Annotated in this window: 9 protein-coding genes; 5 read left to right on the top strand and 4 right to left on the bottom strand. The window is 64.1% G+C overall.

The features are described 5' to 3' along the window. Positions 1-109 precede the first annotated feature (109 nt). The 4 genes from icmF to ACY65G_RS23085 form a co-directional block, all read right to left on the bottom strand. Positions 110-3436 carry a fused isobutyryl-CoA mutase/GTPase IcmF gene (icmF, locus tag ACY65G_RS23100; protein ID WP_464999637.1) on the bottom strand — a complete coding sequence of 1109 codons (3327 nt, stop codon included), beginning with the start codon at positions 3434-3436 and terminating at the stop codon, positions 110-112. A 157-nt stretch (positions 3437-3593) separates the two neighbouring features. Then, positions 3594-7175: an indolepyruvate ferredoxin oxidoreductase family protein gene (locus tag ACY65G_RS23095; RefSeq protein ID WP_464999636.1), complete on the bottom strand. Its 3582-nt coding sequence runs from the start codon at positions 7173-7175 to the stop codon at positions 3594-3596. A 230-nt stretch (positions 7176-7405) separates the two neighbouring features. Next, positions 7406-8332: a LysR substrate-binding domain-containing protein gene (locus ACY65G_RS23090; RefSeq protein WP_464999635.1), complete on the bottom strand. Its 927-nt coding sequence runs from the start codon at positions 8330-8332 to the stop codon at positions 7406-7408. Between the two features lie 45 nt (positions 8333-8377). Beyond that, positions 8378-9427 (bottom strand): GGDEF domain-containing protein, encoded by a 1050-nt coding sequence (locus tag ACY65G_RS23085; RefSeq protein ID WP_464999634.1) that lies wholly within the window; start codon positions 9425-9427, stop codon positions 8378-8380. Between the two features lie 353 nt (positions 9428-9780). Here ACY65G_RS23085 and ACY65G_RS23080 point away from each other — a divergent pair, with 353 nt between their 5' ends. Genes ACY65G_RS23080 through ACY65G_RS23060 form a run of 5 tightly spaced genes read left to right on the top strand, consistent with a single transcriptional unit; the run spans position 9781 to position 14345 of the window. Continuing rightward, positions 9781-9984, top strand: coding sequence for a Flp family type IVb pilin (locus ACY65G_RS23080; RefSeq protein WP_464999633.1), 204 nt, complete (start codon positions 9781-9783; stop codon positions 9982-9984). Positions 9985-10038: 54 nt separating this feature from the next. Further along, complete coding sequence (locus ACY65G_RS23075; RefSeq protein WP_464999632.1) at positions 10039-10581, top strand: A24 family peptidase; 543 nt, start codon at positions 10039-10041, stop codon at positions 10579-10581. Positions 10582-10640: 59 nt separating this feature from the next. Beyond that, complete coding sequence (locus ACY65G_RS23070; RefSeq protein ID WP_464999631.1) at positions 10641-11996, top strand: ATP-binding protein; 1356 nt, start codon at positions 10641-10643, stop codon at positions 11994-11996. Continuing rightward, on the top strand, positions 11993-12829 hold the full coding sequence (gene cpaB, locus ACY65G_RS23065; protein WP_464999630.1) for a Flp pilus assembly protein CpaB: 837 nt from the start codon (positions 11993-11995) through the stop codon (positions 12827-12829). The genes ACY65G_RS23070 and cpaB overlap by 4 nt, the downstream gene beginning before the upstream one ends. Positions 12830-12839: 10 nt before the next feature. Then, positions 12840-14345 carry a type II and III secretion system protein family protein gene (locus tag ACY65G_RS23060; RefSeq protein WP_464999629.1) on the top strand — a complete coding sequence of 502 codons (1506 nt, stop codon included), beginning with the start codon at positions 12840-12842 and terminating at the stop codon, positions 14343-14345. The last annotated feature ends 2 nt before the right edge of the window (positions 14346-14347 follow it).

Below are 14347 nucleotides of genomic sequence, written 5' to 3'. Positions count from 1 at the left end.
CACAGCCATACGGCTTCTGGCAAGGTTACCGATTTGATGGAGATCAGTTCGACTGTCCCGCGGGTCAACGCACAGGTGGACCCGCAGGCGCGGGGGGCTCGCCGTGTTCTTACATATTGCGCCGATACTGGCCACCGGTCTCGAACAGTGCGCTGGTGATCTGGCCCAGTGAGCAAACGCGCACGGCATCCATCAACTTCGCGAACACGTTCTGGTTGTCGATCGCCGCCTGTTGCAACGCTGCCAGGGCCGCCGGTGCGGCATCCGCATGGCGCAGGTGGAAGTCCGCCAACCGGTGCAACTGGGACTGTTTTTCGTCGTCGGTCGAACGGGCCAGCTCGATCGCCTGCGGCACCTCGGCGCCCTTGGGATTACGGAACGTGTTGACGCCGATGATCGGCAACGAACCGTCATGCTTCCTGTGCTCGTAGAGCAGCGACTCTTCCTGGATCTTGCCGCGCTGGTAACCCGTTTCCATGGCGCCCAGCACGCCGCCGCGTTCGGCGATGCGTTCGAATTCCTGCAGCACGGCCTCTTCCACGAGATCGGTCAGCTCGTCGATGATGAAGGCGCCCTGGTTCGGGTTTTCGTTCTTCGCCAGGCCCCATTCGCGATTGATGATCAGCTGGATCGCCAGTGCCCGGCGCACCGATTCGTCGGTCGGTGTGGTGATCGCTTCGTCATAGGCATTGGTGTGCAGCGAATTGCAGTTGTCGTAGATCGCGATCAATGCCTGCAAGGTGGTGCGGATATCGTTGAAGTCGATCTCCTGCGCGTGCAGCGAACGGCCCGATGTCTGGATGTGATACTTCAGCTTCTGGCTGCGATCGTTGGCGCCATACTTGTCGCGCATCGTCACCGCCCAGATGCGCCGCGCCACGCGGCCCAGCACCGTGTATTCCGGATCCATGCCGTTGGAAAAGAAGAATGACAGGTTCGGCGCGAAGTCGTCGATGTGCATGCCGCGCGCCAGGTAGGCTTCGACAAAGGTAAAGCCGTTCGACAGCGTGAATGCCAGCTGCGAGATCGGGTTCGCCCCCGCCTCGGCGATGTGGTAGCCGGAGATCGACACCGAGTAGAAATTGCGCACGCCGTGGTGCACGAAGTATTCCTGGATATCGCCCATGACCTTCAGCGAGAACTCCGTACTGAAAATGCAGGTGTTCTGGCCCTGGTCTTCCTTCAGGATATCCGCCTGCACCGTGCCGCGCACGTTCTGCAGCACCCAGGCCCGGATCTTCGTCGCTTCATCATCCGTCGGCTGACGCCCGTTCTGCGCCACGAACTTGTCGAGCTGCTGGTCGATCGCCGTGTTCATGAACATTGCCAGGATCGTCGGCGCCGGGCCGTTGATCGTCATCGATACCGATGTCGACGGGCTGCACAGGTCGAACCCGTCGTACAGTACCTTCATGTCGTCCAGCGTGGCGATGGAGACGCCCGAATTGCCCACCTTGCCGTAGATGTCCGGCCGCGGTGCCGGATCGGCGCCATACAGTGTCACGGAATCGAACGCTGTCGACAGGCGTTTCGCATCGAGCCCCTCCGACACCAGCTTGAAGCGGCGGTTGGTGCGGAATGCGTCGCCTTCGCCGGCAAACATGCGCGTCGGGTCCTCGCCTTCGCGCTTGAACGCAAACACGCCGGCGGTGTACGGGAACGAGCCGGGCACGTTTTCCAGCATCAGCCAGCGCAGCAGCTCGCCGTGGTCTTCGTACTTCGGCAGCGCCACCTTGCGGATCTTCGTGCCGGACAACGTGTGCTGCACGAGGCCCGTGCGGATTTCCTTGTCGCGGATTTTCACCACGTATTCGTCGCCGGCATATGCCGCCTGCATGTCCGGCCACATGGCCAGCAGCTTTTTCGCGCCGGCGTCCAGCGCGTGATCGCGCTCGCTGATGACGTCGTCGAAGTCGGCAGTGCGGCCGGCCGCCGCCAGCATGCGTTTTGCTTCCGTCAACTGCTGGCGCTCGCGCGCCAGCACCGATTGCCGGCGCACGTGCTTGTGATAGCCCCGCACGGTATCGGCGATCTCTGCCAGGTAGCGTGCCCGGGCCGGCGGCACGATCACGTTCTTGCCCGAAGAGTGGCGTACGTCCGCGCGGGCCAGCTGGCCGGGTTGCGTGCGCAGCCCGAATTGCGCCAGCTTCGGCAGCAGGGCCTGGTACAGCGCGGTAACGCCGTCGTCGTTGAAGCGTGAAGCCTGCGTGCCGAACACCGGCATCTCGTCCGGCTGGCGGCTCCACAGCTCGCGGTTGCGCTGGTACTGCTTGGCCACGTCACGCAGCGCATCCTGCGCGCCCTTGCGGTCGAACTTGTTGATCGCGATGAAATCCGCGAAGTCCAGCATGTCGATCTTTTCCAGCTGCGAGGCGGCGCCGAATTCCGGCGTCATCACATACATCGACACGTCCACGTGCGGCACGATCGCGGCATCGCCCTGGCCGATGCCGGACGTTTCCACGATGACCAGGTCGAACCCGGCCACCTTGCAGGCACGGATCACATCGGGCAAGGCCTGCGAGATCTCGGAACCCGCCTCGCGCGTGGCCAGCGACCGCATGAAGACGCGATGCCGCGTTTCACCGCCGAGGCTCCATGGATTGATGGCGTTCATGCGGATGCGGTCGCCCAGCAAAGCGCCCCCGGACTTGCGGCGCGATGGATCGATCGAGATCACGGCGATGTTGAGCGCATCGCCCTGGTCGAGGCGGATGCGGCGAATCAGCTCATCGGTCAGCGACGATTTGCCGGCGCCACCAGTGCCTGTGATACCGAGCGCCGGCACGCGCAGGCGGTCGGCCGTTTCTGCCAATTCCCGGCGCAGCGCGGCATCGGCCTTGTCGTTTTCCAGTGCCGTGATCAGCTGCGCCAGCGGGCGATGGCGCGCCACGATGTCGCCCGGCGCGTTGTCCGTGCTACCTCCACCCAGCAGCGGCGCCAGCGACGTGGGCGAATACTGCGACAAGTCCACATCGCACTGCTGCACCATCCACGCGATCATGCCCGCCAGGCCCATGCGCTGGCCGTCTTCCGGGCTGAAGATGCGCGTCAGGCCATAGGCATGCAGCTCGGCGATCTCCGCCGGCATGATCACGCCGCCGCCGCCGCCGAACACCTTGATGTGCGCGCCGCCGCGCTGGCGCAGCAGGTCGATCATGTACTTGAAGTATTCGACATGGCCGCCCTGGTAGCTGGAAATCGCGATGCCCTGCACATCCTCGGCCAGCGCCGCCGTCACCACCTCGTCGACCGAGCGGTTATGCCCAAGGTGCACGACTTCCACGCCGTGCGACTGCAGGATCCGGCGCATGATGTTGATCGAAGCGTCATGGCCGTCGAACAGCGACGCGGCGGTGACAAAGCGCACCTTGTTGGCCGGCCGCGGCGGCTGTGCATCGGCGGCGAGGGTCTTGGCGGAAGTCAGATCGTTCATGGAGGTCCCTGAAAATTCTGGCGGATCGCAATGATCCGATTATATGACGCTTACGTAAACGTAAAGATATCGTCTTTCGTTTCCTGAAACCGGGGTCAGACCCCGGTTTCAGGAAATATTTCTTAAAAATGGGGTCTGACCCCGGTGTCGAGAAACATCAGGCGGCGTGCTGGTGCGAGCCGCCGAAGGCGGCCAGCAAGCGGGCCTGCTCGGCGTGATACGTGGCGACGGCCTTTTCCTTCACGTGCCCGAAGCCGCGGATTTTTTCCGGCAGGGCGGCCAGTGCGACCGCGGTGTCGTAGTTCTCGGCGGTCAGGCGCGACAGCACGTCGGCGATCACCTGCCGGTACTGGCCGATCAGCGCGCGTTCCATCCTGCGTTCGGCGGTGCGGCCGAATACGTCGAGCGGGCCGCCGCGCAATCCTTTCAGGCGGGCCAGCACCTGGAAGGCCCGCCACGTCCAGGAACCATACTGGGCCTTGACCAGGTGGCCTTGCGCATCCTTCTTCGCGAAAATCGGCGGCGCCAGGTTGAATTTCAACGTGAAGTCGCCTTCGAATTGCGTCTTCAACTGTTCGACGAAGCGCCCATCCGTGTACAGCCGTGCCACCTCGTATTCGTCCTTGTAGGCCATCAGCTTGGCCAGCGATTTCGCCACCGCGATCGACAGGCGTTTCGACGGCATGCCCAGTGCGCTTTCCCGCTCGCGTACCTGTTCGACAAACTGCTGGTACAGCCCGGCATAAGCGGCATCCTGGTAGCCGGTCAGGAATTCCACACGCTTGCGCACGATCGACTCCAGGCCTTGCGGCATCTGCAGCACGACAGGCTGCGCCGGCGTGGCGATCAGCTCGACCCGCTTCGCATCCACCGCCGCGCGGCGGCCCCACAGGAAGCTTTTCTTGTTCGACTCGACGGCGACGCCATTCATCTCGATCGCGCGCAAGAGTGCCGCTTCGGTCAGCGGAATGCGGCCGTGCTGCCAGGCATAGCCCAGCATGAACAGGTTGGCGGCGATCGAGTCGCCCATCAGCGCCGTTGCCAGCTTCGTCGCGTCGACGAAGTCGGCCGCATCCGGTCCGCCCACGGATTCCTCGATCAGCGCGCGCACGTCGCCCACCGGATATTCCCAGTCGGCGTCCTGCGCGAACGTGCCGGGCGGCTGCTCGTGCAGGTTGACGACGGCCAGCGTGCGGCCCGGCCGCATCTTCGCCACCGCGTCGGCCGCGCCCGTGGTGAGCATGTCGCAACCCAGCACGAGATCCGCCTCGCCGGTGGCGATGCGCTGCGCACGCAGGTGCGCCGGCGACTGCACGATCTTCACGTGCGAGGTGACGGAGCCGTTCTTCTGCGACATGCCCGTCATGTCCAGCACGGATGCCCCCTTGCCTTCCAGGTGCGCGGCCATGCCCATCAGCGCGCCGACGGTGATCACACCCGTGCCGCCAATGCCGTTGATCAGGATGTTGTATGGGTGCTCGCACGCCGGGATCATCGGCTGGGGCAACGCACCCCATTCTTCCGTCTGGGTCTTGCCGGCTTGCGACTTCTTCAGTGTGCCGCCCTCGACCGTCACGAAGCTCGGGCAGAATCCCTTCACGCACGAATAGTCCTTGTTGCAGCTCGACTGGTCGATCGTGCGCTTGCGGCCAAACTCGGTTTCCTTCGGCAGGATCGACACGCAGTTGGACTGGATGCCGCAATCGCCGCATCCTTCACACACGGCCTCGTTGATCACCATGCGCTTGCCCGGATCGACGAGCTCCTGCTTTTTCCTGCGGCGCCGCTTCTCGGCCGCGCAGGTCTGGTCATAGATCAGCACCGTGCAGCCGGCGATCTCGCGCAGCTCGCGCTGCACCGCATCCATGTCCTTGCGGTCGTGCAGTGTCAGGAAGGCGGGCAGGTTCGAGCGGTCCGCATAGCGCGACAGGTCTTCCGTCACCAGGGCAATGCGCTTTACACCCTCGGCCGCCATCTGCTGCGCGATCATCGGCACCGATACCGTGCCGTCGACCGGCTGGCCGCCCGTCATCGCCACCGCGTCGTTGTACAGGATCTTGTAGGTGATGTTGACCTTCGCGGCCACGGCGGCGCGAATGGCCAGGTAGCCGGAGTGGAAATACGTGCCGTCGCCGAGGTTCTGGAACACGTGCGGCACCTTGGAAAACGCCGCCTGCCCAATCCACGGTGCGCCTTCGCCACCCATGTGCGTGGTCAGCTTGTTCATTTCCGGGTAGATGGACGTGGCCATCACGTGGCAGCCGATGCCGGCCAGCGCGAAGCTGCCTTCCGGTACCTTGGTCGACGTGTTGTGCGGGCAGCCGGAGCAGTAGAAAGCGGGACGGAACGGTGTGCTGATCGCTTTCTGCAACACGGCATCCTTGGCATCCAGGAACACCAGCCGCGCCTTGATCTGGTCGCAGATATGCGGATCGGTGACATAGCGTTTCACGCGCGAGGCAATCACCCGGGCAACCTGCGAGACCGAGAAATCGGCCTTAGGCGGCAGCAGCCATTCGCCGCGCGGCGCCACCCATTCGCCCTTGTCGTCGAACTTGCCGATCACACGCGGCCGCACGTCGTCGCGCCAGTTGTACAGTTGTTCCTTCAACTGGTATTCGACGAACTGGCGCTTTTCCTCCACCACCAGGATCTCGTCGAGGCCCTGGGCGAATTCGCGCACCGAATCCGGTTCCAGCGGCCACGGCATCGATACCTTGAACAGGCGCAGCCCCACCTTCGCCGCCATGTCTTCGTCGATGCCCAGCTCTTCCAGTGCTTCCAGCACGTCCAGGTAGGATTTACCCGAAGCGATGATGCCCAGCTTGGCATCGGGATTGTCGATCGTCGTGTGGTTCAGCCGGTTTTCACGCGCATAGGCCAGCGCCGCATAGATCTTGTAATCCTGCATCAGCGCTTCCTGGTTGCGTGCCTGCCGGCCCAGCGGCACGTTGGACAACCGCGCATTCAGTCCGCCCTCCGGCATGTGGAAATCCTGCGGCAGCTTCACCTGCACGCGGAACGGATCGGCATCCACCGAAGACGACGATTCCACGGTATCGGCCAGCGCCTTGAACGCCACCGCGCAACCGGAGAAGCGCGACATGGCCCATCCGTGCACGCCCAGGTCCAGGTATTCCTGCACATTGCACGGATAGAGCACGGGAATCATGCAAGCCGAGAAGATATGGTCGGACTGGTGCGGCAATGTCGACGAATAGGCGCCATGGTCGTCGCCGGCCACCAGCAGCACGCCGCCGTGCCGGGCCGTGCCCGCATGGTTCATGTGCTTGAAGACGTCGCCGCAGCGGTCCACGCCGGGGCCCTTGCCATACCACATCGCAAACACGCCATCGTAGTTGCTTGGCCCGATCAGGTCGACCTGCTGCGACCCCCAGACGGCCGTCGCGGCAAGGTCTTCGTTCACGCCGGGCACGAACTGCACATGATGCGCTTCGAGGTGCTTTTGCGTCTTCCACAGGGTTTCGTCAAGGCCGCCCAGCGGGGAGCCGCGGTAGCCGGAAATGAAGCCTGCCGTGTTCAAGCCGGCGGCCACGTCGCGCTTGCGCTGCATCAGGGGAAGGCGCACGAGGGCTTGTATGCCGGAGAGGAAGATCTTGCCGGATGTGGCAGTGTATTTGTCGTCCAGGCTGACGTCGTTCAGGCGGGCTGGCTGCGGACCGTTGGCACCGGGCAGCGGTGCGGCGGCACCGGAACCTTTTACCGAGGTATCGGGCATGGCTTGTCTCCAAAATCTTGTTTCGGTTGCGCCTGCGCCATCGCATCTCGGGTAGAGACATTCCAGCCCAGGCCACTGTCGGATTCGCCGATGGCATGCCGGTGGTGCGCCGGTCGTGCTCGGGTCCGCCCGCCGTCATCGGCGGTTATCGGCCCAGTGTACGCCCGGGTTGACGTATACGGAAATAGCGTTTGGGGATAGGGGTATAAGAAAAAATGATGGCTAACGGATCAGGGCAGCGTGGCACCCGGCCATACGTCGCCCGTGCACAGGCGGCGCACGACGTCGACAGCCAGCGTGCTGATGGCCGTGACAGCCGTCGTGGGCGGCAGGTTGCGCGAGGCGCACAACACCACGGTGCGGGAAATCGACGGTTCGTGGATGTCCAGCCAGGGCATCTGGCCCCGCTCGATCTCGGGCAGTACGGGCGCTACCGGCAGGATCGTCGCCCCCATGTCCGCCATCAATGCCGACTTCAGGATGGCGATCGAGTTGATTTCGATGACGCCGCAGGTTGCCAGGCCAGCCGTTCGCGCCACGGATTCAATGCGGGGCCGCACACCATGCTGCAGCCCTGGCAGGATCAGCGTGGCGCCCAGTGCTTCGGCCAGTGTCACCGCCGTGCGGTCCGGAAACCATGGCGCATCGGCACGGCAAATGAAGCACAGCGCTTCTTCGGCCAGCGGCGTGGTCGCGAACGGCGTCAGCTGGCCATCGTCGAACAGCACGGCAAGGTTGACCCGGCCGGATTTCAATTGCTCGGCCAGGTGGCCGGTCAGTTCCTCCGTCAATTGCAAGGTAATGTCGGGATACTGTTCGCGGGCCGCCGCCAGCAGCGGCAGGGCCAGCGCGGCGGAAATGCTGTGCGGCAGCCCCAGCGTAACGGTGCCGGATGGCCGGGCCGACTGGCTGACAGCGGAGCGGGCATCGGCCACCTGCTTCAGGATCGCTTGCGCGTGCTCGTAGAACACCTTGCCGGCATCGGTGCTGTGCACGCCCTGGGCGCTCCGATGCAGCAATCGTGCCCCCAATTCCGCCTCGAGTTGTCGCAACTGCTGGGTAAGTGCCGGTTGCGCCACATGCAGTACCCCGGCAGCGCGCGATAACGAGCCATGCTCCACGATTGCAACAAAATAGCGCAACTGCCGTAGTTCCATGTTTCCTGGAAGGCTGTCGTCAAATACTTCAAAAGACCCGGCAGGTCAGAAGAATTCGGCGGTATCGTTCGATTCCACGGCCTGCAGCAGGCCACCACTGACCAGCTCGTCATAATGGCATGCCATGTTGCGGCCGTGGCTCTTGGCGAAATACAGCGCCTGGTCGGCACGGCCGAGGATGACCACCGGTGCCTCGAGAGGGCTGATCGACACGAAGCCGACACTGACGGTGACCTTGCCCACCTGGGGGAAATCATGCTGCTCCACATTCATGCGGAAACGGTCGATGATCTTCCTGGCATTGTCCAGCGTGCTCGAGCGCAGCAGCACCACGAATTCCTCGCCGCCAAAGCGGAAGACCCGGTCCTGGGCACGGAATGACGAGGTCAGCAGGTTGGCGATCAGGATCAGCACCTCGTCGCCATACAGGTGGCCGAAGCGGTCGTTGACGTGCTTGAAATGGTCGACGTCGACCACGGCGAGCCACTGCTTTTCCTGGTCCGTATGCTGGCGGCGCTCCGGTTCGCCCGGCAGCAGCGTCAGCCCATCCTGCTCGCCGCCCGCGGCCAGCAGCATCTTGGCCAGCTGGTCGTCGAACGTCTTGCGGTTCAACAGGCCCGTCAGCGAGTCACGCTCGCTGTAGTCGAGCAGGTTCTGGAAGTTCTTGTAAACGCTGACGATACCGCGGATGACGTGGATGGTGTCGGCGGTGTACGGCGTGGGATTGACGATTTCCAGGCAGGTATCGGCCTTTTCTCCCAGCCAGATCGGTAACCACAACGTGTGCTTGCCTTCGTCATCCACGTCGTCGGCGGACAACTCGCGGCGGGCAATGCAACGCTCCAGCGCGGGAAAGCAGGCGATCGGTTCGCCAGGGCTGGCCGGATCCGGGCTTTCCTCCATCCTGGCTGCCTGCCCGGCCATCACCATGGCACGCGAGCGGACATACAAGTGCCCGCGCACACTCGCCAGTGTCAGTACCCGGGCGCAACTGGCGCCGGCAAGCTCCTGGACCGCCGAGATCACGGAAAAATCCAGCATCGCGTGATCGCGGTGGCCAGTCATGTCCACCATGTGTTTCAGAAGGGAATCCATGCTCTCGTCTAGAAGGTTGCAGCGGCTTTTTCCGGAACAAGGCACATAGTAATGCTGAGCACGAGGCCATTCCTGAGAATAGTTGATAAGGATAAATCTTTTCTATTTCAGGAGCAATTATCCCGATCGAAAAATTGTTGAAATGCGCCACGATTCTACACGGAGTCGCTATTTCGGCAGCGCGCCCGGTGCGACAAAGGGCATTGGAGAAATCCGCCACACATTCGGCGTGCCCTTGGGCAAGCTTGCGCTACATCAATGTTGGCCGGCGGCATAAAAACTATAGTTTCTCTACTGGCACACGACATACGGCCAGCACCAAAACCCAACCACAAAGTACTCAGGAGGAAACCATGAAAGCACTGATCATCGCTGCACGCCAATTCGCCAACGACGAAGAAGGTATCACCGCCATCGAATACGGCCTGCTGGCAGCTGTCGTTGCTGGTGTGGTCGGCGTTGCGTTCGCCGCGCTCGGCAAAACCGTCGGCGAGGCATTCGGCACCATCGGTACCAAGATCACCGGCGCCCTGAACCCGGCCCCGGTCACGCCCTGATCCGGAACAGCCCGCCGGTCCGACCGGCGGGCTTTTTTCATTGATAGGCACGCAATGAACCTGGCACTTCAAATCCTGCTGCTGTGGCTGGTGTTGCAGGCAGCCGTCACCGACCTCGCGCTGCGGCGCATTCCCAATGTACTCGTGCTGTCCGGCCTTGCCCTGTCGGTGCTGCTGCACTGGCGCACGGGCGCCGATGGTGCCGTGCTTTCCACCTGGCTGGCTGGCTTGGCCACGGGTTTCTTTCTTTTCCTGCCCCTCTATCTGTTACGCGGCATGGCAGCCGGCGACGTCAAGCTGATGGCGATGGCGGGCGCGTTCGTTGGCCCCGCATTGGCGTTCCAGATTGCGATCCTGTCCTGCCTGATCGGCGGCGTCCTCGCCGTTGGCATGCTGGTGGCGAATGGCCGCTGGCACATTCTTGCCCAGAACATGAAAACGCTGCTATGGCCACTGCTGTGCCAGATCTCCGGCTATCGGGTGCAGGCAGTATCGATCAGCCGCCAGGAAAGTGCTGGCAGCATGCCATATGGCGTGGCCATTGCCGCCGGTACGGCTTTCGTCGTCCTGGAACAACACGGTTTCACCTTTGTTTGAGATCAATATCCACCAGGAAACCCCCGCCTAAAATTGCTCCTCTACAACGGAGGAGCGCAATGTCAGACCTTCCCACACCCGCAGGCGAACGTACCGATGGGCAAACTCAACTGCCCCCACAGCCGAAAACGGTACGCGAGACCGGGCTGGAGCTGAGCCTGCTTGCCGAATTGGTGGCCAAGCATCTGTTCAGCTCCGGCAAGACTCACCTCCCAGTACTGACAACCCGGCTGCGACTGTCGATCAACGTGCTGCGCGAAGTGCTCGACTTCATGGTGGCCGAGCAGCTGGCCGAAGTGGCATGGCGTGGCGATGCCGACATCGACGTGCAATACCAGCTGACATCGGCCGGCCGGCAGCGCACCGCCGCCTGGCTCGAGCGCAGCCCATACTGCGGTCCCGCGCCGGTGCCGCTGGACGAGTACCGGACCCTGCTGCAACGGCAATCTGCCTTGTTGCCACCGGTCGCGGCACAAGCCGTCACCGCGGAGTTTGCCGACGACTGCCTGCCTGCCCAGGTGCGGGAACTGGTGGGGGCCGCCTTGCATGCGCACCGTTCGCTGCTGCTGCATGGCCCCTCCGGCAGCGGCAAGACCACGCTGGCGCGCCGGCTTGGCCGGTTGCTGCAGGGCACGGTCGGTGTTCCGTACGCGGTTGTCGTGGGCCAGGAAATCGTGCAGGTGTACGACAGCGCGATCCACCAGCCGCCGCCGGCACAGGCGCCTCGTCCGATGGGCGAGCGGCGCAGTACCGACAGCCGCTGGGCAGTGTGCGGCCGCCCCGTGCTGCACATGGGGGCCGAACTGGCCCTGGACATGCTGGACCTGCGCCACGACCCGTTCTCCGGCAGTTACCAGGCGCCGCCGCAAGTGAAGGCGGCTGGTGGACTGTTCATCGTGGACGACCTGGGCCGGCAGCGGGTACCGGCCGCCGAATTGCTGAACCGCTTCACGCAGCCGCTCGACACGGGGACCGAGCAACTGGCGCTGCAAGGCGGCCGCAAGTTTTCCGTGCCGTTCGATGTGACGATGATCTTTGTTACCAGCCTGGAACCGCAGGCGGTGCTCGATCCCTCGTCGCTGCGCCGGCTGGGCTACAAGGTGCATGTGGGGCCGATCGGCGAAACCGCCTATCGCATGCTGTTCCGCCAGCAGTGCCGCGCCATGCGCATCGTGCCCGACGAGGTGGCGCTGGGCTACCTGATCGAGGAGCTTCACCAGGGCAGCGGGCAGCCGCTGCTCGCCAGTTTCCCGCGCGACATCCTGTCGCGCATTGCCGACTTTGCCGCATTCACCGGCCAATCGCCTGCCGTCTCGGTTGCCACCGTCGACCAGGCCTGGTCAAGCATGTTTGCCATCACCGGCGTGCAGTTCGCCGGTTTTACCGATACCAACCTGTTCGAGAGGATCGAATGAAAAATCGCCGTGCTTACATGATGATGGCCTTCGCCATCGTGCTTGGCCTTGCCGCAGTCGCCCTGGCGTCACGCTGGCTGCTGGGGCAGGCGCCGGGCAATGCCACCCGCGTCGTCGTGGCAACCACCGATGTCAGCCTTGGGCAGCGCCTGGGGCCGGAAATGGTGAAACTGTCCGACTGGCCGGCCGGCAGCCTGCCGGTCGGGGCATTGCGCGATCCGCTGCAACTGTCCGGGCGGGTGCTGAAAACCAGCGTGCTGCGCGGGGAACCGCTGACGGAAGCAAAGCTGGCCCCGGCCGGCACGCTGGGCGGCCTCTCGGCCTTGATCACCGAAGGCAAGCGCGCGATCACCGTGCGCGTCAACGACGTGGTCGGCGTGGCTGGCTTTGCGCTACCCGGCAATTTCGTCGATATCCTCGTCAGCACCCAGGCCGATGCCGGCACCGCCAGCGAGAGCAGCGCGATTTCGAAGATCGTACTGGAGCGGATCCTTGTGCTGGCGGTCGCGCAGGAAGTGGGGCGTGACGATACCAAGCCCCGCGTCGTCAATGCCGTCACGCTGGAGGTGTCGCCCGAACAGGCGGAAAAGCTGGACCTGGCACGCAGCGTCGGCAGCCTCTCCCTCGTGTTGCGCAACCAGGTCGACCCGAACCCCGGCACGACCGCCGGCGCAACGAAGAACACCCTGCTCGGCCTCGTTACCCCGGAACCGATCAAGCCTGCTGCGCCGCCAGCACCGTCGCGTGCGACGGTACGCCAGGCGAGCGCTGCCTCACATCGCCACTGCATCGGCACCATTGCTGGCCTGCGTAGCCATCAAGAGTGCCTGTAAGGATGCCATCATGAAACTGTACTCCACCATACTGCTTGCCGGCCTGTCGGCAGCAGCGCATGCCGAAACCGTGCCGGCTCTGTCGACCTTGCCGCCGGCCGCCACCGCGGCAGCACCCGTCGTCGCGAACGCCGCGCCCCGCAAGTCGGCCGCGCTCGAGCGCGTCGATGGCCCACGCTGCCGCGGCAAGGCTGCCGTGCCGGGCCAGATGGCCCTGCAACTCGGCAAATCCACGCTGATGCGGTTGCCGGAACCGATCGTCAGCCGCAGTGTCGGCAACCCGGCCGTGCTGCAGGCGATGGCGGTGGCACCCGATACGCTGTACCTGGCAGGCGTGGACATCGGCAGCACCAACATGATCGTGCAGGGCAAAAGCGGCGCCTGCAGCGTGATCGAAGTGACCGTGGCGATGGACCCTTCGGCACTGCAGGGTACCCTGGCCGCGCTGCTGCCGGACGAGAAGGATATCCGGGTCACTGCCGCCGCGGACACGCTGGTGCTCAGCGGCACGGTAGCGGATGGCTCGACGCTGGCCCGCGTCCTGGAACTGGCCCAGGCGTATGTACGGCAGCCGGCAAAGCCGCTGGCCGGCAATGAGCGCGAAAGCAGCACCACACAAGCCGCCGGCGCCAGCACGCGCGTCGTCAACCTGCTGGGCGTGAGCGCACCACAGCAGGTGATGCTGGAGGTGAAGATCGCCGAGGTGTCGAAAACCTTGCTCGACAAGCTCGAAGCCGGCACTGCCATGCGCTTGCGCGGCGGTGAATGGACGGCTTCGCTGGTATCGAACTTCCTCAGCGGGACGTTGAAGGGCGGCGTCAGCCTGGCCAAGTCGCCGGCGAACGCGCTGCGCCTCGATGCCCAGCGCGACCAGGGGCTGGTGCGTCTGCTGGCCGAGCCGACGGTGATGGCGATCAGCGGCCAGGAAGGCAGCTTCCTGGCTGGCGGCAAGATTTTCATCCCGGTCGCCCAGGACAACAACAAGGTATCGCTGGAAGAAAAGGAGTTCGGCGTAGGCCTGCGCTTCACGCCGACGGTGCTCGCTGGTGGCCGGATCAGTCTGAAAGTGGCGCCCGAAGTGTCGGAACTGTCCCGCGAGGGCGTCGGCATCAGCGCCAACGGATTCACCGGCGGGGCGATCATGCCTTTGATCACGACCCGCCGCGCCACCACGACGGTACAGCTGTTCGACGGCCAGAGCTTCGCAATCGGCGGCCTGATCCGCAATAACCAGGTCAGCAACATCGACGCGCTGCCCCTGCTGGGTGAAGTCCCCGTGCTGGGTTCGCTGTTCCGCAGCACCGACTTCCAGCAGGACCGCACCGAACTGCTGTTCGTGGTCACGGCGCATCTCGTCAAGCCGCTGCCCTCGAGCGTGGCCCTGCCTACCGATGCGTTGCAGCCGGCCCGCGGCGGCGAGCTGTTCATGCAAGGCAGGATGGAATCGCGCACGCGTGCCGTCACCCCGGCGGCCGCGCCCGCGCCCGCGCAAGGTTCCGGCTTCCAGCTGAAATAAGG

The sequence above is a fragment of the Pseudoduganella sp. jia 12 genome (assembly GCF_055502675.1).
The sequence above is the reverse complement of the archived record's forward strand: the minus strand, read 5'-3'. Positions and strand labels throughout refer to the sequence as shown.